This window comes from Vogesella sp. XCS3 (assembly GCF_020616155.1).
Lineage (GTDB): Bacteria > Pseudomonadota > Gammaproteobacteria > Burkholderiales > Chromobacteriaceae > Vogesella.
Window position 1 is genome coordinate 2674037 of sequence record NZ_CP085530.1, and the last position, 17701, is coordinate 2691737.

General features: G+C 65.1%; 18 protein-coding genes. 2 read left to right on the forward strand and 16 right to left on the reverse strand.

Going from position 1 to position 17701, the window contains the following annotated elements:
• The first annotated feature begins 49 nt into the window (after positions 1 to 49).
• On the forward strand, positions 50 to 1225 hold the full coding sequence (locus LCH97_RS12750) for an HD-GYP domain-containing protein (protein ID WP_255619213.1): 1176 nt from the start codon (positions 50 to 52) through the stop codon (positions 1223 to 1225).
• Positions 1226 to 1298: 73 nt separating this feature from the next.
• On the opposite strand, the gene LCH97_RS12755 is transcribed toward LCH97_RS12750, so the two are convergent.
• From LCH97_RS12755 to LCH97_RS12815, 13 genes are all read right to left on the reverse strand, one after another.
• Complete coding sequence (locus LCH97_RS12755; RefSeq protein WP_227302017.1) at positions 1299 to 2234, reverse strand: sensor domain-containing diguanylate cyclase; 936 nt, start codon at positions 2232 to 2234, stop codon at positions 1299 to 1301.
• Between the two features lie 172 nt (positions 2235 to 2406).
• Positions 2407 to 4311, reverse strand: coding sequence for a bifunctional 2',3'-cyclic-nucleotide 2'-phosphodiesterase/3'-nucleotidase (locus LCH97_RS12760; RefSeq protein ID WP_227302018.1), 1905 nt, complete (start codon positions 4309 to 4311; stop codon positions 2407 to 2409).
• An 86-nt stretch (positions 4312 to 4397) separates the two neighbouring features.
• Positions 4398 to 4742, reverse strand: coding sequence for a nucleotide pyrophosphohydrolase (locus LCH97_RS12765; protein ID WP_227302019.1), 345 nt, complete (start codon positions 4740 to 4742; stop codon positions 4398 to 4400).
• Positions 4743 to 4821: 79 nt separating this feature from the next.
• Positions 4822 to 5430, reverse strand: coding sequence for a glutathione transferase GstA (gene gstA, locus LCH97_RS12770; RefSeq protein WP_227302020.1), 609 nt, complete (start codon positions 5428 to 5430; stop codon positions 4822 to 4824).
• Positions 5431 to 5767: 337 nt separating this feature from the next.
• A complete protein-coding gene (locus LCH97_RS12775; RefSeq protein WP_227302021.1) occupies positions 5768 to 6508 on the reverse strand; it encodes a siderophore-interacting protein in 741 nt (246 codons plus the stop codon).
• 33 nt (positions 6509 to 6541) lie between these two features.
• A complete protein-coding gene (locus LCH97_RS12780; RefSeq protein ID WP_227302022.1) occupies positions 6542 to 7321 on the reverse strand; it encodes an ABC transporter ATP-binding protein in 780 nt (259 codons plus the stop codon).
• Entirely contained in the window at positions 7318 to 8370 is a 1053-nt protein-coding gene (locus tag LCH97_RS12785; protein WP_017507683.1) for an iron ABC transporter permease, read from the reverse strand. Before LCH97_RS12785 ends, LCH97_RS12780 begins: the two co-directional genes overlap by 4 nt.
• Positions 8367 to 9482, reverse strand: a complete 1116-nt coding sequence (locus LCH97_RS12790) for an ABC transporter substrate-binding protein (RefSeq protein WP_227302023.1) — start codon at positions 9480 to 9482, stop codon at positions 8367 to 8369. The genes LCH97_RS12785 and LCH97_RS12790 overlap by 4 nt, the downstream gene beginning before the upstream one ends.
• 146 nt (positions 9483 to 9628) lie before the next feature.
• Positions 9629 to 11944 (reverse strand): TonB-dependent siderophore receptor, encoded by a 2316-nt coding sequence (locus tag LCH97_RS12795; protein WP_227302024.1) that lies wholly within the window; start codon positions 11942 to 11944, stop codon positions 9629 to 9631.
• A 109-nt stretch (positions 11945 to 12053) separates the two neighbouring features.
• Entirely contained in the window at positions 12054 to 12980 is a 927-nt protein-coding gene (locus tag LCH97_RS12800) for a FecR domain-containing protein (RefSeq protein WP_227302025.1), read from the reverse strand.
• The gene (locus LCH97_RS12805) at positions 12977 to 13501 is read right to left on the reverse strand and encodes an RNA polymerase sigma factor (protein ID WP_227302026.1); all 525 of its coding nucleotides are present in this window, start codon (positions 13499 to 13501) and stop codon (positions 12977 to 12979) included. The genes LCH97_RS12800 and LCH97_RS12805 overlap by 4 nt, the downstream gene beginning before the upstream one ends.
• A 128-nt stretch (positions 13502 to 13629) precedes the next feature.
• On the reverse strand, positions 13630 to 13935 hold the full coding sequence (locus tag LCH97_RS12810; RefSeq protein ID WP_227302027.1) for a VF530 family DNA-binding protein: 306 nt from the start codon (positions 13933 to 13935) through the stop codon (positions 13630 to 13632).
• Positions 13935 to 14267 (reverse strand): YkgJ family cysteine cluster protein, encoded by a 333-nt coding sequence (locus tag LCH97_RS12815; protein WP_370630734.1) that lies wholly within the window; start codon positions 14265 to 14267, stop codon positions 13935 to 13937. Before LCH97_RS12815 ends, LCH97_RS12810 begins: the two co-directional genes overlap by 1 nt.
• 333 nt (positions 14268 to 14600) lie before the next feature.
• Between LCH97_RS12815 and LCH97_RS12820 the strand changes: the two genes are divergently transcribed.
• Positions 14601 to 16205 (forward strand): methyl-accepting chemotaxis protein, encoded by a 1605-nt coding sequence (locus tag LCH97_RS12820; protein WP_227302029.1) that lies wholly within the window; start codon positions 14601 to 14603, stop codon positions 16203 to 16205.
• A 54-nt stretch (positions 16206 to 16259) separates the two neighbouring features.
• On the opposite strand, the gene LCH97_RS12825 is transcribed toward LCH97_RS12820, so the two are convergent.
• From LCH97_RS12825 to LCH97_RS12835, 3 genes are all read right to left on the reverse strand, one after another.
• On the reverse strand, positions 16260 to 16688 hold the full coding sequence (locus LCH97_RS12825) for a GNAT family acetyltransferase (RefSeq protein ID WP_255619217.1): 429 nt from the start codon (positions 16686 to 16688) through the stop codon (positions 16260 to 16262).
• 60 nt (positions 16689 to 16748) lie between these two features.
• Positions 16749 to 17198, reverse strand: a complete 450-nt coding sequence (locus LCH97_RS12830) for a DUF3291 domain-containing protein (RefSeq protein WP_227302030.1) — start codon at positions 17196 to 17198, stop codon at positions 16749 to 16751.
• A 123-nt stretch (positions 17199 to 17321) separates the two neighbouring features.
• On the reverse strand, positions 17322 to 17663 hold the full coding sequence (locus LCH97_RS12835) for an FKBP-type peptidyl-prolyl cis-trans isomerase (RefSeq protein WP_227302031.1): 342 nt from the start codon (positions 17661 to 17663) through the stop codon (positions 17322 to 17324).
• Positions 17664 to 17701 lie beyond the last annotated feature (38 nt).

Genomic DNA, 17701 nt, shown 5'->3' on the forward strand with positions numbered 1-17701 from the left:
CAGTAATTAAATGATTAAGTGTATAGATGTCTCTGATCTAAAAGTCGGCATGTTCGTGCATGACCTGAATTGCGACTGGGCTTCTCACCCGTTCTTTCGCAAGAGCTTCTTGCTGAAGCAAGACAGTGAGATTGCCAAGATTGTCGAGGCCGGCATTCATGAGGTGTACATCGACACCCAGAAGGGGCTGGACGTTCGGCACGCCCGTACCGAACAGGAGGTGAAGGAAACACTGCAGCAAGAGATGCTGGAGATTGCCAGCAAAGAACCCTCGCCCATTATCCAGGTATCGTTTGCCGACGAGATGGGGCGTGCCGCCCGCATCAAGAACCAGGCGCAGACGCTGGTAAAAACCGTGATGCAGGATGTACGGCTGGGCAAGGCGGTAGAGCTGGAGCAGGTGGACCCGATGATCGAGTCCATTACCGAATCGGTGCTGCGCAACGGCGGCGCACTGACCACGCTGCTGCGCATCAAGAACAAGGACGACTATACCTTTTTGCACTCGGTCAGCGTCGGTACGCTGATGATTGCTTTCTGCCGCTCGGTAGGCATGGACCGCGAGGCGATCCGCCAGGCGGGCTTGGGCGGTTTGCTGCACGATACCGGCAAGGCGCTGGTGCCGGACGAGATCCTGAACAAGCCGGGGCGGCTCACTGACGAAGAATTCGACATCATCCGCCGCCACCCTGGCGACGGCCACGAGATTTTGCTGAAAACCCCGGGCATTGGCGAGATCCCGCTGGACATCACCCTGCACCATCACGAGCGCGTGGATGGTAGCGGTTACCCGCACAAGCTGCCGGGCGAGCAGATCACCACCATGGCCAAAATGGCGGCCATTGTGGATGTGTATGACGCCATTACCGCCGACCGTTGCTATCACAAGGGCTTGTCGGCTACCGACGGCCTGCGCAAGCTGTACGAGTGGAGCAAATACCACTTCGACCCCAAGCTGGTACAAGCTTTCATGCGCTGCGTGGGGATTTACCCGGTGGGCACGCTGGTATTGCTGGAGTCGGGCAAGCTGGGCGTGGTGATAGAGCAGAACGAGGGCAACTTGCTACAGCCTACCGTGAAGACGTTTTTCAGTACCAAGAGCGGCGTTTACCTGAGCCCCGAAATCGTCAACCTGGCCAAGCCGCTGGGTTTTGGTGGCGGCGACAAGATTGTCAGCCATGAAGACCCGGCAAAGTGGAAGGTCAACCCGCTGCGTTTCTTGTAAGCGCGAGAATGTTTGCCAAATGAATGCGGCCAACCCTGGTGCCAGGGTTGGCCGCATTGTCTTGGTGCGGTGCTTAGAGTTTAACCAGCTCGCGGTCGTTACCGCCGCGGCGTTTGGCGCGGTACATGGCGCTGTCGGCCTGGGTAAGGATATCGCGAGGCATTACGCTGCCGCTGGTAAACAGGGTAATGCCCACCGAGGCGCTGACGCTGTTGGGCAGGCTCAGCCCGTCTACCGGGCTGGACAGCGTGGCGATGATCTTGTTGGCAACGGCACGGGCACCGCTTTCATTGGTGCTTTCCAGCAGCACGGCAAACTCGTCACCGCCCACGCGGATCAACAGGTCGCTGGTGCGTACCACGCCGCGCAGGCGCGCCGCCATGGTAGACAGTACGCGGTCGCCAATCACATGGCCGTGTACGTCGTTAATGGCCTTGAAACGGTCCAGATCCAGAAACAGCAAGGCACACAGCCGTGCGGTGTTGTCCTTGGCCAGGTTGTCCAGCTTCAGCTCCAGATAGCGGCGGTTGGCCAGGCCGGTCAGCGAGTCGCGGTGCGCCAGCTCGGTAAGGTGGCCTTGCAGCAGCTGCAGGCGCTGCGCTTCCTGGCGGCGGGTGGTGACATCGTGGTGGGTTTCCAGCAGGCCATCCAGCTCGCCCTGGGCGTTGAATAGCGGTGCCAGGGTAATTTCGTAAAAGCGCTGCTGGCCAAAGCTGTCGGTGCAGGTTTGCTCGCTGGTGACGGGCTTGCGCCACTCGATAACCTGCTGCCGCGGGCAGGGTTTGTCGTCTTCGCAAGGCTGGCTGCTGCCGTGGATGTAGTGGTGGCACGGCCCGTGCTTTGGCTCGCCGTACTGGCGGCGCGCTTCGGCATTGGCGTATTCCACGGTATGGTCTGGCCGGAACAACATGACGGGGTGGGGCAGCAAATCCAGGATTTGCTGCAATCGTGCGGCATCCGGGTGTGCGTGGCCGGTTTGCGGGGTAAGCGAGTGGTCAGATAGCGTCATGTCCGCTCAAGTGGCTGTCTACAAAAAGAAATAGGTTAACAGTTGCTTGAAATCGTCATGACTTGTGTTTTAAATTTAATGACAATTAGCAATACAATGCTAATAAGTTAAGGTATGTTTCTATAAAAAAGGCTGGTCAATTGACCAGCCTTTTGTCATTTATGCAACACTGCTATTTGATCAGCTCGATACTGAGCGAGCCGTCGCCGTTATCGCGTACCACGCTAAATTCCGGGTGGCGCGCCAGTACAGAGCGGGCTCCGCTACCGGTGCTGAAGCGCAGGCCGACACCGGCTACCGGCAGGATGCGCCAGTTGTTGTCGCGGCTTGGGTTTACCGAGCCTTTGCTGGCCAGGTAGCGCGCCAGCGCCTCGCGGTTTTCGTCCGGCGCATCGATGACAATCTGCTTGCCATTGAGGCCGGCAAAGTTGCCGCCGCCGCTGGCGCGGTAGTTGTTGGTGGCCACCAGGAAGGTCTGGCTGTCATCCAGCGGTTTGCCGTCGTAACGCAGGTTCACGATGCGGTGCGCGGCCGCGTTGGCCAGCTTGCCGTCCATGTCGTAGCGCGAGGGCTGCGTCACGTCGATGTCGTAGCTGACGCCATCGATGGTGTCGAAGTTGTAGGAGCGGAAGTCGGGGTTGATCAGCTCTTGCGCCGCCGGGCCTTGCGGGTCGATGCGGTTGAACTGGCCGGCCGAGCGTTCCAGCCATTCACGCACGTCGCTGCCTTTTACCTTCACCACTTTCAGGGTGTTGGGGTAGATGTACAGGTCGGCCAGGTTCTTGATGGCCAGCGGGCCGGCCGGAATATCGGTGTAGTAGCCCCAGCCCTGGCGGCCACCAGCCTTGAACGGCGCGGCGGCAGACAGCAGCGGCAGCTTCTCGTATTCGGTGCCGCGCACGGCGTTTTGCACGTACCACAGCTGTGCTTGCGACACGATCTGTACTGACGGGTCATCGGCTACCTGGGCAAAGTAGCTGTAGATCGGCGCGGTGCTTTGCGCTACCTGGCCGCGCACGTAGCTCAGCGTATCGTCGTGTACGTGGCCGATCAGCTCGCGCACCAGCGGGTCGGCGTCCACGGTAGGCTTTTTGGCTTTCTTGTCGAAGATGGGGCGCAGGCTGGCTTGCTGGTCGATTACTTTCCAGCTGCGGCCAACCTTGTCCACCGTCAGGTCGATCACACCCAGGTGGTCGCCCCAGCGGCCGGGCATGGTGGCGGCCACACCGTTGATGGTGCCCTTGTCGATATTCACTTTCGGGTAGTCGGCAAACGCCTTGGACGGAAACTCGGCGTGGGCGTGGCCGAACAGGATGGCGTCAATGCCCGCCACCTCGGCCAGGCCGGCTACCGAGTTTTCGGCAAAGCGCGGCTGTTCGCCCTTCTCGAAGCCGGAGTGCGCCACCGCTACCACGATGTCGGCGCCTTTTTTCTTCATTTCCGGCACGTAGCGGCGGGCGCTTTCCAGGATGTCCTGCGCCTGCACGCGGCCTTCCAGGTTGGCTTTGTCCCACATCAGGATTTGCGGCGGCACGAAGCCGATCACGCCGATGGTGAGCGTGTGCGTCTTGCCGTCTTCGTCCTGCACCTTGCGCTTGAGCAGGGTGTAGGGCTGTACCAGCGGCTTGCCGGTTTTGGCGTCGGTGACGTTGGCCGACACATAAGGGAAGGCGGCACCCTGCAGCGCTTGCTTCAGGAACGGCAGGCCGAAGTTGAATTCGTGGTTGCCGATATTGCCGGCGTCGTAGCGCAGCGCGTTCATCACGGTATAGGCCGGGTGGGTTTCACCCTTTTTCAGCGGTTTTACTTTTGCCACCAGGTCGCCCATCGGGCTGCCTTGCAGCAGGTCGCCGTTATCGATCAGCACGCTGTTTTTGGCTTCGGCGCGGGCGGTCTTGATCAGGCTGACGGTTTTGGCCAGGCCAAAATCATCGGTGGCTTTGTCCTGGTAGTAGTCGTAGTTCACCAGGTTCATGTGGATGTCGCTGGTTTCCAGCAGGCGCAGCTTGACCGGGGCGGCCCAGGCGCTGCTAACGGCAACGGCCAGCAAGCTGGCGGCAAACAGTTGGCGTGTCATGGTGTGCTTACTCGTGTTGGTAGCCGGTCGGGTGCCGGCTGATGGCGCGAGTGTGCAATAAATGCCGCCCGCCTGACAACGCAGGCTTAGCCCAGTGCGCGGCTGCCGTCTGCCGGGTACTTGCGGGCGTTCTTCTGCAGCTTGTCGGCCACGGCGGCGTTCAGGTCCACGCCTGTCACATCGGCCAGTCGCACCAGGTACATCAGCACGTCGGCCAGCTCTTCCTGCAAGTGGGTGTACTCGGCCGGGTTGGCCGCAAGGTTGGCGGCCTCGGCGTCGGTCTTCCACTGGAAGATCTCGGCCAGCTCGCCCACTTCGCCGGTTAGCGCCAGCATCAGGTTGCGCGGGGTGTGAAACGGTTGCCACTGGCGGGCGGCGGCAAATTCGCGCTGGGCGGCGATCAGGCCGTCTACGTTCACAAGGTGGGTCATGCGGTGTCCTTTATCGGGCGGGTACAAGGCAAAACGCCCTGCACAGGCAGGGCGTGGTGGTAGCGGGCAAGTTGGCCGCTTACAGCAGGCCTTCTTCCTTCATGGCCTGTTGCACCGCCGGGCGGGCAAAGATGCGGGTGCTAAAGGCCTGCAGTGCCGGCCAGGCGTCCAGGCTGCGGCCAACGTATTTGCTCCACGACAGGCACACGAACAGGTAGCCGTCGGCCACGGTGTAGCTATCGCCCAGCAGGTAGTCCTGCTGGCCCAGCGTGCTGTTGAGCGCATCAAAGCGCGTGGTCAGGCGCTGCCAGGCGGCGTCTTTTACCGCCTCGTCCTGGCTGTGGAACAGCGGCGAGAAGCCCTTGTGCACTTCGGTGGAGATGAAGTTCAGCGCTTCTTGCAGGCGGTAGCGAGCCAGCGTACCGTTGGCCGGGGCCAGGTTTTTCTCGGGTGCCTGGTCGGCAATGTACTGCACCAGCGCCGGGCCTTCGGTAAGGATCTCGCCGTTATCCAGCTGCAGCGCCGGTACGTAGCCCTTGCTGTTGATGGCGCGGAAGTCGGCGCCGCTTTCGGTGAGGCGCGGCTCGGCGCGCAGGTTCACTTTTTCGAACTGGTACGGCAGGCCGCTTTCTGCCAGGGCAATGTGCGGGGACAGCGAGCAGGCACCGGGGGAGTAGAACAGTTTCATCTTGTATCCTCAACGAAGGGGGCCGTATTGCCAGCCAGGTCGGGCTGGCGATGGACTAGGGCCTGTTAACACTATTTATTGCTGCGGCGCAGGCTCGAGAAGTTTTCCAATGCCAGGCGGAGGGCGATGCGCTGGGTGGTTCCCAGCGCAAGCCTGACAACGCCGCAGTGGGAAGCTTATCGGGCCTGCCCTTCGGGGCGCGCGCCATGCGGGGCACTGCTTTGTCAAACCCTGCTGCGCCCGGTTTTTCGTGCATTGCCGCCGCCTGACAAGCGCCGCCGCATCAAAAATAGCGTTAACAGGCCCTAAGCCATCATGGTGATGGCTGCGGCGGATTTCAAGCCTCGTCCATTTCTACGTGGCGCAGGTCGTGGTACTCGTGCTCGGCCAGGCCCTGTTTCCAGTAGCCCACCAGCCGGGTGCGCGCGCGGCTGCTGCGGCCGGCGGCGATGAAGCGCGCGCGGATGGCTTTTACCACGCCGGACTCGGCGGCGGCCCACAGGTAGGCGTCTTGCCATTGGCTGGCCGGCAGCGCGTCCAGCGCCGGCAGCAAGGCATCCACCGCATCGGCCACTATCCATTGCACGTTGACGCCGGCCGGGTGTTGCAGCGGGATGATTTCGTCGGCCGCCGGCACCGCCAGCAGCGCGTGGCCGCAGGTATCGGCGGGCAGGCTTTCCAGCAGCGCGCTGGCGGCGGGCAGTGCGCACAGGTCGGCCAGCAGCAGTAGCTGCCGTTCGCCGGCCACATCCAGCGGTGCACGCGGGCCCATTACCGCCAGCGGGTCGCCGGGCTGGGCGTGGCGCGCCCACAGCGAGGCGGCGCCGTCCGGCTCGTGCAGCAGGAAGTCGATGTCCAGCTCCAGCGCGTCGCGGCGGAAGTGGCGCACGGTGTAGGCGCGCGAGGCGCGGCCGCCATCGGGCAGCGGAAAGTACAGCTTGATATTGGGGCCGTTTTCCACGTGGAACACGGCAAGCTCGGGGCAGCTCACCGTGATGCGGCGCATGCGCGGGGTGAGCTGGGTGGCGCGAACCACGCGGGTGTCGAAGTGGTACAGGCGGTCGGTGGGGCGGCTCATGGCGGGCTCCTGATGCGTTCTGGGCAGGGTGGTTCAGGCGATGACGCCGTCGATCAGTACATTGAGGCGGCCGCGCGAGCAGGCTTCGACGCGGCTTTGCACGCCGTAGACGCTGGCCAGCGTGGCCGGGGTAATCACGTTGGCAGGTTGGCCGCAGGCCAGCACGGCGCCTTGTTTCAGTAATAGCGCACGGTGGCAGTGGTGCAGGGCAATGTTGAGGTCGTGCAGCACCACCAGCGTCACCATGCGGCGGCGGCGGGTTTCCTCGGCCACCAGCTGCATCACGTGGCACTGGTGGTTGAGGTCCAGCGCCGACAGCGGTTCGTCCAGCAGCAGCACGTCGGGCTGGCGGATCAGCGCCTGCGCCAGGCCTACCAGCTGCTTCTGGCCGCCGGACAGCTCGTCCAGGTAGCGCATGCCCAGCTCGGCAATGCCCAGCCGCGCCAGCAGGGTGTCGATGTCGGCGGCGGCGTGGCGGCTGGCCAGCCCCAGGCCGGTGGCGTTGGCCGCCACCATCACCGATTCCACCACCCGCAGGTGCAGCGCCGGTGGCAGGCTTTGCGGCAGGTACACCACGTGGCGCGCCCGCGCTTCCAGCGGCAGCGCTCCCAGCGCCTGGCCGTCCAGCGTTACGCTGCCGTGCAGCGGCAAGAGGCCGGCCAGCGTTTTCAGCAGCGTGGACTTGCCACAGCCGTTGGGGCCGAGCACCGCGGCCACTTCGCCGCGCAGCAGCGGCGGGCAGCTGATGTCGGCCAGGATCTGGCGGCGGCCGTAGCTGGCGGCCACGCCTTGCAGTAACAGGCCGTCGTTCATGCGCGTTCTCCGTGGCGGAACACCACTGATACGAAAAAGGGAATACCCACCAGCGCGGTGACCACGCCTACCGGGATGATGATGCCGGGCAGCAGGTTTTTCGACGCCAGCGACGCCCACGACAGCACCGCGCCGCCGATCAGCATCGAAGCCGGCAGGTAAAAGCGGTGATCTTCGCCGAACAGGCGGCGGGCGATGTGCGGGGCGATCAGGCCGATAAAGCCGATGGTGCCGGCAAAGGCCACCGCCAGGCCGGTGAGCAGGCTGACGCGCAGCAGGCTGGCCAGGCGCAGGCGGCGCACGTCGATGCCGAAACTCTGCGCCCGGTCTTCGCCCAGCCGCAGCGCGGTCAGGCGCCAGGCGCTACGCAGCGACAGCGGCAGCACCAGCAGCAGCGCGGCGGCCACCAGGCCCAGTACCGGCCAGTTGGCGCGCGACAGGCTGCCCATGGTCCAGAACACCATGCTTTGCAGCGCCTCCGGGCTGGCCACGAACTGCAGCAGCGACACCAGCGCGTTGAAGCTGAACAGCATGGCAATGCCCAGCAGCACCACGCCGTTGCCGGACAGCCGCGCGCGGCGCGCCACCGCGTCCAGCAGCAGTGCGCTGCCCATGGCAAACACGAAGGCGTTGGCCGACACCATCCACGGCCCGCTGACGCCGGGCAGGCTGGCCTGCAGCACGATGGCCAGCGACGCGCCCAGCGCAGCGGCCTGGTCCAGCCCCAGCGTGAACGGGCTGGCCAGCGGGTTGTGCAGCACGGTTTGCGTTTCGGCGCCGGCCAGGCCCAGTGCCATGCCCACCAGTACCGCCATCAGCGCGTACGGCAGGCGGATGTCCCACACGATGATCTGGTTGGTGGCGTCGCCCTGCTGCCACAGCGCCTGCCACAGCTCGCCCAGGCTCAGCGCCGCCGGCCCCAGCGTAAAGTCGGCCAGCAGCGACAGCACGATGACGCCGGCCCAGAGCGCCAGCCACAGCAGGCGCTGCCACTGCAGCGCCTGGTAGGCCGGTGCGTAGCCGGCCAGGCTTGCCTGCCCTGCCCTCATCGGCTGCCCACCCAGTAGGTGCCGGCCGGGGTGAAGGCGGCAAAGCGCTGATGCATGTCCTGCCAGCTACGCGCCGGGTCTACGTCTTTGAACTGCGCCGGGTGCAGCCATTTGGCCATGGCCTCGGCCAGGATGATGTGCTGCGGCATGATGTAGAACATGTGCCAGCCGGCAAAGGTGTTGCTGCCACGCGCGGCAGGCAGGCCCTTGAGCTGTTCGCGCTGGCCCATGGCCGCCAGCGAGGCCAGCGCGTCGGCACGGCTGACGGCCGCGCCGAACTTCACGCCGGTCTTGTCACCGGGGCCGGCCGCGCCGGAGGCAAAGTAATGAGTGGGTTTCTGTACCAGCACGTGCTCGGGGTTTACCTGGCCCAGCGGCGCGTCCAGCAGTGCGCTGCCCAGGTTGCGGCCGCCGGCCAGCTCTACCAGCTCGCCAAAGCTGCCTTTGCCGGCGGTGGTCAGCTCCTCGATGGTACCGGCGCGCACGTCGGCAAATACCAGCGGGCGCTGCGCGGCCGGTACCGCTGCCAGGCGGCGCTGGATGGTGTTGCGTTTGTCTTCATAGAAGCGGATGAAGCTTTCCGCCTGCTGGCTGCGCCCCAGCGCCTTGCCCATCAGGCGCAGACTGGGCACGGTGTGCTCCAGCGGTTTGTCGCGGAAATCGACAAAGATCACCGCCACCCCGGCCTGAGTCAGCTGCTGCACGATGGGGTTGTCCAGGCTTGGGCCGTGGCCGGAGGTACTGAAAATGGCCAGGTCCGGGCGCAGGGTCAGTACTTTTTCCGGGCTGATGCTGGCTTCGCTGGTTTTGCCGATCAGCGGGATCTTGTCGATCTCGGGAAAGTGCTGGCGGTACTCGGCGTAGCCTTGCGGGTCCAGCATGCGGAAGTCGCCCTGCCAGCCGGCTATGCGCGCCAGCGGTTTTTTGCCTTCCAGCAGCGACAGCGCGTAGAACAGCCGCCCTTCGCCCAGCAGCACGCGCTCTACCTTGTCCGGCACGTTGACGCTGCGGCCGGCGATGTCTTTCACCACCACGGCGGCGGCGTGCTGGCTGGCCAGCAAGGCCAGCAGGGAAAGCCCGAGGCGGGCGGTGCGGGGTACGGAGGCGATCATGGCTCGTTCCTGAGAATGATTTGCAACAAAGCGGCAGTATTTCACTGCCGCGGGCAGGGGGCGTTTGCGAAACGCGCAATCTGCTTTGTGGTGGGGGCAAGCTGTGCGGCCAACCTTGCCGTGCTGGCGAAGGTTGGCCGCAGCGCTTACCAGCGGTAGGCCAGCGACGCTTTCATGGCGCGGCCAAAGCCCGGCGCGCAGAAGGTGCCGTCGCACAGCGTCAGGTAGTGCTGGTCGAACACGTTGCTCACGTTCAGCGCGGCGCGCCAGCTGCGGTTTTCCCACGCCAGCATGGCGTCTACCAGGGTGTAGGCGTCGTTGAGGCTGCTGCCGCCGCCTTGCGACGCGGCGGCGTGGCGCACGCCGACGGCGCTGCTGGTACCTTGCAGCGCGCCGGCAAAGCGGTACTTGGCCCACAGTGCGGCTTGCCAGTCGGGCACCATTTCCACCCGGCGGCCTACTTCATTGGCCTTGTTGCTGCGGGTAATGGCGGTATCGGTATGGCTTAGCGCGGCCAGCATGTCCCACTGCCGCGCCAGGCGCAGGCTGGCTTCCAGCTCCACGCCACGGGCGCGCACCTGGCCGGTCTGCACGTTGCCGCTGAACGGTGCCGGCGCGGTGGTGGTGACGTTGTCGCGCAGCAGCTGGTACACGCTGGCTGCCAGCGTGGTGTCGCTGTCTTCCGGCTGGTAGCGCACGCCGGCTTCCCACTGCTCGCCCTGCTCCGGTTTCATGCGCTGGCCGTAGGCGTCGTTGCCGCTGATGGCCTGGAACGAGGTGCTGTAGCTGAGGTACGGCGCCAGGCCGTTAGCGGCCAGGTACACCACGCCCAGGCGACCGGTGGTGGCGCTGCTGCGGTCGGTGGTGGTGAGCTTGGCAGCCAGCTGTTCGTTGGTGTCACGCACCTTGTCGTGGCGCAGGCCGGCGGTGAACGCCCAGCGCTCGCCCAGCTTGACCTGGTCTTGCAGGTAGAGACCCAGTTGGCGCGAGGTGTCCTTGTCGTCCCACAGCAGCGGCAGGTTCTGCCAGGCGGGCACGGTGAACGCCGGGTTGAAAATGTTCACCGCGTTGGCCGCACCGCGATAGGTGGGCTGGCGGAAGGTGCTGTGGCGCCAGTCCACGCCGGCCAGCAGCGTGTGCTGCACGTCGCCGTGCTGCAGCCGGCTTTCCAGCTGGGTGTCGGCCGCCAGCGAGGTTTCCTGGTTCAGGCGGTACCAGGCGCGGCGGCTGAGGGTGCGGCCGTCGGCGGCCAGCGCTAGCGGGCGTACCTCGCGCCGGGTGTTGTCGCCGTCCAGGTAGCGCACGTTCTGGCGCAGCGTCAGCGCCGGGCTGAAGGCGTGGCTGAACTGGTAGCCCAGCATGCTGCCTTTCTTGTCGTGCAGCGTGTCCGGGCCTTGCAGGTTGGTGCTGGCATCCGGTTGGCCGGCGCTGCCGGGTTTCACCAGCTGGTTGGGCACGGCCCAGCCGTTTTCGTCGTGCTGGTACTGCGCCTGCAGCAGCAGGCTGGTGGCGTCGCTGGGTTGCCAGCTCAGTGCGGCCGCCAGGTAGCGGCGGTTGTCGGGCAGGTATTGCCACTGGGTGTCGCTGTCGCGGCCCAGCGCGGTAAGGCGGTAGCGCAGCGTGCCGGCGTCGTCCAGTTGGCCGCCGATGTCAGCGGCCAGCTGGCGGTGGCCGTCGCTGCCGCTTTCTACCACCACTTCGTTCTGCATGCCGGCGCGCGGCTGCTTGCTCACCATGTTCACCATGCCACCGGGGGTGGCGCGGCCGTACAGCACCGACGCCGGGCCGCGCACCACCTCCACCCGCTCCAGGCCGTAGGGCTCGCTGCGGCTGATGAAGGCGTTGTGGTACAGGCGCAGGCCGTCGCGGTACAGGCCGTCTTTGGATACGCCAAAACCGCGCAGGATCACGTCGTCGTCGGTGAGCGCGGTGGGGTACACCGCCACGCCGGGGGTATAGCTCACCGCCTCGGCCACGGTGGCGGCGCGCTGGTCTTGCAGCTGCAGCGCGTTTACCACGCTGACCGCCTGCGGCACTTCTACCAGCGGGGTGCGCGTCTTGCTGCCGCTGCGGGCGGCGCGGTTCTGGTAGCTGGCCGGCAGGCCGGGGTTGGCCGCCGTGTCGGCGGTCACCTGCACCGTGGGCAGCGTGGTGGCGGTTTGTGCGGCGCGGGCGGCGGGCAGAACGGTGACGGTATTGCCGTCTACGCGCAGCTGCAAGCCGCTGCCGGCCAGCAGTTGTTGCAGGGCGGCCTGCCAGCTCATCTGGCCTTTTACGGCCGGGGCTTGCTTGCCGGCCAGCAGGCTGCTGGCCACGATCAGGGTAATGCCGGCCTGGCGCGCCAGTTGCTGCAGGCTGCTGGCCAGCGGCTGGCGGGCTTGGTCCAGCTGCAGCTCGGCGGCCTGCACGCTGGCGAAGGCGGCGGCCAGCGCGGCCGCCAGCAGGGTGTGGCGAGGTGTCATGCGTGTGCTCCATTCAGGGTGGGGGCATCTGATGGCGGCGGCTACAGGTGCTTGTCCTGTGTCTGACGCTTGGGCTGCGCTTTTCCCTGATGTGCAGGCGGCAAAATTTTTAACGGCGCGGGCGCAGCACGGTGGCGCTGTCGGTTTCGGCTACCACTACGGGCAAGGCCTGTGGCAGGCGCTGCAGGAAGGCGGACAGGTCGCGCAGCTGTACCACGGCGGTGAGGCGCAGCGAGGCGTTGCCTTCTACCCGCAGCGGTTTGCGGCGGTACGGCGCTAGCGTGGCGGCTACTTGCTGCAGCGTGGCGTTGTGGAAAGCCAGCGTGCCCTGCGCCCACAGGAAGGGGTCTACCGCCGGCGCCGGCGTGCGCGCGGCACCATCCGGCCCCAGCGTCAGGTAATCGCCGGCTTGCAGTACGGCCAGGCTATCGCCGGCGTGGCGGCCAACCTTTACCCGGCCGCTGGCCACCGCCACGTGCAGCTGCTGGCCGTCCAGCTGCACGGCAAAGCGGGTGCCCAGCACGGTGATCTGGCCTAGCGGGGTGCTGACCACAAACGGCCGCTCGCTGTCGCGCTGCACGTCAAACAGCGCCCGGCCAGCGTCCAGCTGCACGTGGCGCATGGCGGCCAGGTAGCGCACGCTGGCGCGGCTGGCGGCGTTCAGGGTGAGTACGCTGCCGTCGGGCAGGGTTTGCCGCAGCGGCGCCTGCTGGCTGGCGAGCCGGGTTTGCCACTGCGGCTGCGCCTCGCGCCAGGCCCACAGGCGCCAACCGGCCACGCCCAGCAGCAGGCTGGCGGCGCTGCCTTTGAGCAGCTGGCGGCGTTGCTGGCGGCGGGTTTCGGCGGCGCGCGCCAGCTGTTGCAGCGTGTCGGGCCTGTCCAGCCCGTGCCACAGGCTGTCGAACTGGCGGTATTCGTGGCCGTGGCGCGGGTCGGCCAGCAGCCAGGCCTCGAAGCGGGTGCGCAGGCTGTCGTCGTCGGGGCGGTCTTGCAGGCGCAGGAACCAGCGCGCCGCTTCTTCGCGCAGCCGGCTCATGCGCCCTGCTCTTGCAGCGCGCGCAAGTCCAGCATGGCGCGGATCAGGTGGCGCTCCACCATATTGAGGCTGATGCCCAGCGCTGCGGCGACTTCCGGCTGGCTGCCGCCTTCCACCCGCACGCGCCAGAACACTTCGCGGCAGCGCGGTGGCAGGGTGTCGATGATTTGCTGTAGCAGCGCCAGGCGCTGGCGCAGCGCGGCCAGGTCGGCGGTATCGGGGGCGGCGGGGAGCCGTTGTTCGTCCGGCTCGGCTTCGAACACGTAGTGCTGGTCGCGCCGCAGCTGGTCGCAGAGTACGCTTTGCGCCACGCGGCGCAGGTAGGCTTGCGGCTCGGCCACCTTGCTGCGCTGCTGCAGCAGTGCGTAGCGCAGCAAGGCGTCGTGCAGCACGTCTTTGGCGCGCTGCGGGCAGCCGCACTGGCGGCGCAGCGTCGCCAGCAGCTCGGCGTAGGCCCAGCGCAGGTCGATGCCGAACCAGTGTTGTGGCGTGGTGGCAGGCGGTAGCAAGGCGGCAGTCATCGCAATACGCTTATCTATTGATAATGGTTATCAATAGTAATGTATCGGCTGTGTAGCTGTCATGCTAGCGGCGGGCAATATGCCCGCCGTTTGCGCGTGAGTCTGTGGCCAGATACCTGCCGATGCGGCTAGCTGGCGTCCGGCTTGCGTGCAAACAGCACGCGGGGGGCGTTGCCCTGGCTGGTGTGCGAACGCGGCGGGCGTGCCTGCTTGGGGGTTTTCAGCTGGATGTACAGCGCCTCGACCTCGGCGCGCGCCCACGGCGTGCGGCGCAGGAAGGTGAGGCTGGATTTGATGCTGGGGTCGCTGTTGAAGCAGCGGATTTTCACCAGTTGGCCCAGCTGCGGCCAACCATAGTGGGCTACCAGTTCGTTCAGCAGCGCTTCCAGGGTAACGCCTTGCAGTGGGTCTTTGGGGGCGGGTTTGTCGCTCATCAGGTGCTCCGGCGGCCGTGATTGGGGTTCTTGGTGTAAGCGCAGTAGCCCGGGCGCGGCCCCACTTTGGGGTGATTGCGGCAGGTGTTCGGGCGCTGTTCGTAGATGGTGCATAGCCGCGTTTTCTGGTCCAGGTACATGCAGTCGCCGTTGGCGCGGCGGCTGAGGGTGAATACCTCGTACTTGAAGTTGAAGTGCTGGATGATGCGCTGTTTTTCCAGACGTTTGGCGATGTTCTTTACCGGTTCCTGCAATTCGAACTCGTCCACAATGCCCATGCGTACCAGGTCGGGCAGCATTACCTCTACCGGCATGCTGCAACAGGACGCCATGCAGTCGCTGCACAGCCCGTTCTTGTATTTCACCCAGGTATCCAGGCGCTCGATATCAGACACACATCACCCTTAAAGCATTGAATTCAAAAAACAATCCGCCAGGCGGCGAAAGCTGCGCATTCTACGGGCTGGGCCTAGGGGTGGCAAGCGGCCGGGTAAGCCCGGTTTGACACCGGAAATGAACACTTTGCGTTGTGATATATTCTTTTGTTCTCGATCGCAAAGAATTGATATGTCTTTGTGCTGATTTGTAGTGAGTGGCAGCACGCCAGCCAAGAGCGTGACAACACGGCTTCATCCTCTCCTGTCGATATCTCCAAAGGTTGTTCCATGAAGATTGTTTCAAAACTGATCGTGGCTTTTGTCTGTAGTGCAGTGGTAGTGGTGCTGGTGGGCTTGGCAGGTGTGATCAAGCTGAATCAGGCTGACCAGCGTTTCGATGCGTTTACCGGCAACATTCTGCCCAGCGTAGAACTGCTGGCCAAAACACAGAACCAGACCTGGGCTGCCCGTAACGAAGTATGGAAGCACCTGGCACAGCCAGACGCCGCGGGCAAGCAGGCCGCCGAGCAAGCTATCAGCAAGCGGCTGGATGAAGTGGAAAAATCGCTGCAGGCTTACGAGCCCATGGTGGTGGATGCCGAAGAAAAGCGCCTGCTGGAGCAATCCAGACAACGCCTGGCCGAGTATCGTGCCGGGCTGGTTGATACGCTGGCGATGTCGCGTAATGGCGACCAGGCTGGTGCGGTGCAACGCGCGCTGCAAGGCCGTGGCAATGCGCTGGTAGCGGCCATGGACGAGCACGTGCTGTATAACCGCAAACTGGCCCAGAACCTGCAGCAGGCCAATAGCGAGGCGGCACATAGCGCGCTGACCCAGCTGCTGGTGGTGCTGGCAGTGGTTCTGCTGGCAATGGCAGCTGGTGGCACGCAGCTGTGCCGCGCCATTTCGCAAGGCTTGCGCCGCATGCAGCAAGCGATGACCGAGATCAGTCGCGACCTGGACTTTACCCGCCGTGTTGCGGTGCCGCAGCAGGACGAAATCGGCGTGACGGCTACCGCCTTCAATGCCCTGCTGGACAAGCTGCAGCACAGCTTGCAAGACATGAAGCGCGGCATTGTCGAGGTGTCGTCCACCGCACAGCAGCTGCAGCAGGCGTCTGGCAGTGTGGCAGACAGCTCGGCACAGCAAAGCAATGCCTCTGCCCATATGGCGGCGGCGGTCGAGCAGATGACCGTAAGCCTGAGCCACGTGGCAGACCGTGCGCGCGAGGCGCATAGCCTGTCAGCCGAGGGTGCAGATCAGGCAAGCCTGGGGCAACAGGCGATCGGGCAGGTGGTGGCGGACATCGAGGTGATTGCCAGCACGGTGTCGGATACCGCGCACGAGATCGGCCAGCTGGCTGAGCGTAGCCAGAGCATCGAGTCGGTGGTGAATGTGATTCGTGATGTGGCCGAGCAGACCAATCTGCTGGCGCTGAACGCTGCCATCGAAGCGGCGCGCGCCGGCGAAAGCGGCCGCGGCTTTGCCGTGGTGGCCGACGAGGTGCGCAAGCTGGCCGAACGTACCGCCGCCTCCACACAGGAAATCGGCAAGATCATCACCGCCATCCAGCAGGTGACGGGCAATGTGGTCAGCCGCATGGAACAAGCGGTAGGCCAGGTAGAGCGCGGCCAGCAGGGGGTCGGCTCGGCGCAGCAGAATATCGCCCAGCTACTGGCCGGGGCACATGCCAGCGCCCGCGTGGTGCAAGAGATTTCCGAGGCGATCCGCGAACAAAGCATGGCCACCAACAGCATTGCGCAGCAGGTAGAAACCGTGGCGCAAAGTGCCGAGGCCAACAGCAGTGCGGCAGGTCAGGCGGCCAACATTGCCACCGGCCTGCAGCGTGTGGCGGCCGGCATGCAGCAGGAAGTGAGTGCTTACCGCGTGTAAGCGCGCGCAAACGAAACAGCCGGCATGGGATGCCGGCTTTTTTTTGCGTGTCGTCTAGGGCTGGGGGCCGTCGGCAATCAGCCGTTTGCCCAGGCTCACCGCCTCGTCCTGCGCGTAGCCCAGCTGGCGGTAAAAGGCCAATACCGCCGTGTTGCTGCTACGAACCTGCAGGTTGAGTTTGGGGCAGCCACGCGCCAGCAGCGCCGCTTCGATATGCGCCATCATGGCGCGGCCGTAGCCCAGGCCCTGCGCGCCGGGCTGTACTGCCAGGTAGTTCACCCAGCCACGGTGGCCGTCGTAGCCGGCCATGGCGCTGGCTACCAGCTGGCCGTCTGCCTCGCCCACCAGAAACAGCTCGCGCTGCACGGTGAGCTTGCGCTGGATGTCGCGCAGCGGGTCGTTCCACGGCCGTGTCAGGCCACAGGCCTGCCACAGCGCAATCACGGCGCCGGTATCGGCTTCGGTAAACGGGCGTATCTGCATGAGCGTCTTCCTGCACGATTGATACGGCATCATGGCATGCACGGTGGCGTGCGGCCAACCTTAGCCGGCGGGGGCGTCAAAACGGCGGGCAAAGGTAAACGCGCCAGGGCCGGGGCCGTGTTGCGCCAGCTGCGCCAGACGGTCGGCAGCCTCTGCCAGCGTGGGGCGGTGGCCGTGCGGCACCCACCATAGCACCTGGGCGGGGGTATCCATGCGGGCAAACCATTCGCGGCGGCGGCGGAAGAAGTCCACGTGCTCGCTGCGGTAGGCAAAGTCGGCCAGCGTATCGATGTTTTCCCACACCGACATATTCACGATGACGTCGTCGCCAAAGGGGCGAAAGGCGGTGGCGTCGCCCGCCTCGTCTTGCAGCCGCCACACAAAGCCGGGCGAGGCTTCGCCCAGCGCGTTGATGCGCTCAAGGTTGGCCGCAAAGTCGTGCAGCTGCGGCGAATCGAGTGGCGCCAGCAAGGTGGCGATATTGAGCTGGGCGAGCTGGTAAGCGGACATGGCGGCCTTTCGGTAGGGGATGCCAGGCAGATGATGCCGGGCTGGCGGGTTTCAAGTACGCCTGGCCCCTAAAATCAACGCCCTGCGTGGCGTGTTGCCTCTGCAGGGCGTTTGGCTGCGGCTTTAGTCGTCGCGCGTCAGCACGCTCAGCAGTTGGATCTCGAACAGCAGGTTGCTGTTGGGCGGGATCATGTCGCCCACCTGGCGCTCGCCGTAAGCCAGCGCTGCCGGCACCCACAGTTTGCGCTTGCCACCCACGCGCATGCCGGCCAGGCCCTGGATCCAGCCCTGGATCACGCGCTTGTTGCTGAGGATGCATTCGAAGGGCTGGCCCTTGCGCTGCGAGCTGTCGAACTCGGTGCCGTCTTCCAGCCAGCCGGTGTAGTGCGCGGTGATCAGCGCGCCGCGCTCGGCGGCCTTGCCCTCGCCCACGATGATGTCTTCGATTATTACGCTGTCGCTCATGGCGGCCTCCCGCTAAGTGAAGGCGGCATTTTAGGCGT

Coding starts and splice junctions, on each gene's coding strand:
- LCH97_RS12750 (WP_255619213.1), top strand. CDS start 50: ATGTTCGTGCATGACCTGAATTGCGACTGGGCTTCTCACCCGTTCTTT.
- LCH97_RS12755 (WP_227302017.1), bottom strand. CDS start 2,234: ATGACGCTATCTGACCACTCGCTTACCCCGCAAACCGGCCACGCACAC.
- LCH97_RS12760 (WP_227302018.1), bottom strand. CDS start 4,311: ATGACACGCCAACTGTTTGCCGCCAGCTTGCTGGCCGTTGCCGTTAGC.
- LCH97_RS12765 (WP_227302019.1), bottom strand. CDS start 4,742: ATGACCCACCTTGTGAACGTAGACGGCCTGATCGCCGCCCAGCGCGAA.
- gstA (WP_227302020.1), bottom strand. CDS start 5,430: ATGAAACTGTTCTACTCCCCCGGTGCCTGCTCGCTGTCCCCGCACATT.
- LCH97_RS12775 (WP_227302021.1), bottom strand. CDS start 6,508: ATGAGCCGCCCCACCGACCGCCTGTACCACTTCGACACCCGCGTGGTT.
- LCH97_RS12780 (WP_227302022.1), bottom strand. CDS start 7,321: ATGAACGACGGCCTGTTACTGCAAGGCGTGGCCGCCAGCTACGGCCGC.
- LCH97_RS12785 (WP_017507683.1), bottom strand. CDS start 8,370: ATGAGGGCAGGGCAGGCAAGCCTGGCCGGCTACGCACCGGCCTACCAG.
- LCH97_RS12790 (WP_227302023.1), bottom strand. CDS start 9,482: ATGATCGCCTCCGTACCCCGCACCGCCCGCCTCGGGCTTTCCCTGCTG.
- LCH97_RS12795 (WP_227302024.1), bottom strand. CDS start 11,944: ATGACACCTCGCCACACCCTGCTGGCGGCCGCGCTGGCCGCCGCCTTC.
- LCH97_RS12800 (WP_227302025.1), bottom strand. CDS start 12,980: ATGAGCCGGCTGCGCGAAGAAGCGGCGCGCTGGTTCCTGCGCCTGCAA.
- LCH97_RS12805 (WP_227302026.1), bottom strand. CDS start 13,501: ATGACTGCCGCCTTGCTACCGCCTGCCACCACGCCACAACACTGGTTC.
- LCH97_RS12810 (WP_227302027.1), bottom strand. CDS start 13,935: ATGAGCGACAAACCCGCCCCCAAAGACCCACTGCAAGGCGTTACCCTG.
- LCH97_RS12815 (WP_370630734.1), bottom strand. CDS start 14,267: ATGGCGTCCTGTTGCAGCATGCCGGTAGAGGTAATGCTGCCCGACCTG.
- LCH97_RS12820 (WP_227302029.1), top strand. CDS start 14,601: ATGAAGATTGTTTCAAAACTGATCGTGGCTTTTGTCTGTAGTGCAGTG.
- LCH97_RS12825 (WP_255619217.1), bottom strand. CDS start 16,688: ATGCAGATACGCCCGTTTACCGAAGCCGATACCGGCGCCGTGATTGCG.
- LCH97_RS12830 (WP_227302030.1), bottom strand. CDS start 17,198: ATGTCCGCTTACCAGCTCGCCCAGCTCAATATCGCCACCTTGCTGGCG.
- LCH97_RS12835 (WP_227302031.1), bottom strand. CDS start 17,663: ATGAGCGACAGCGTAATAATCGAAGACATCATCGTGGGCGAGGGCAAG.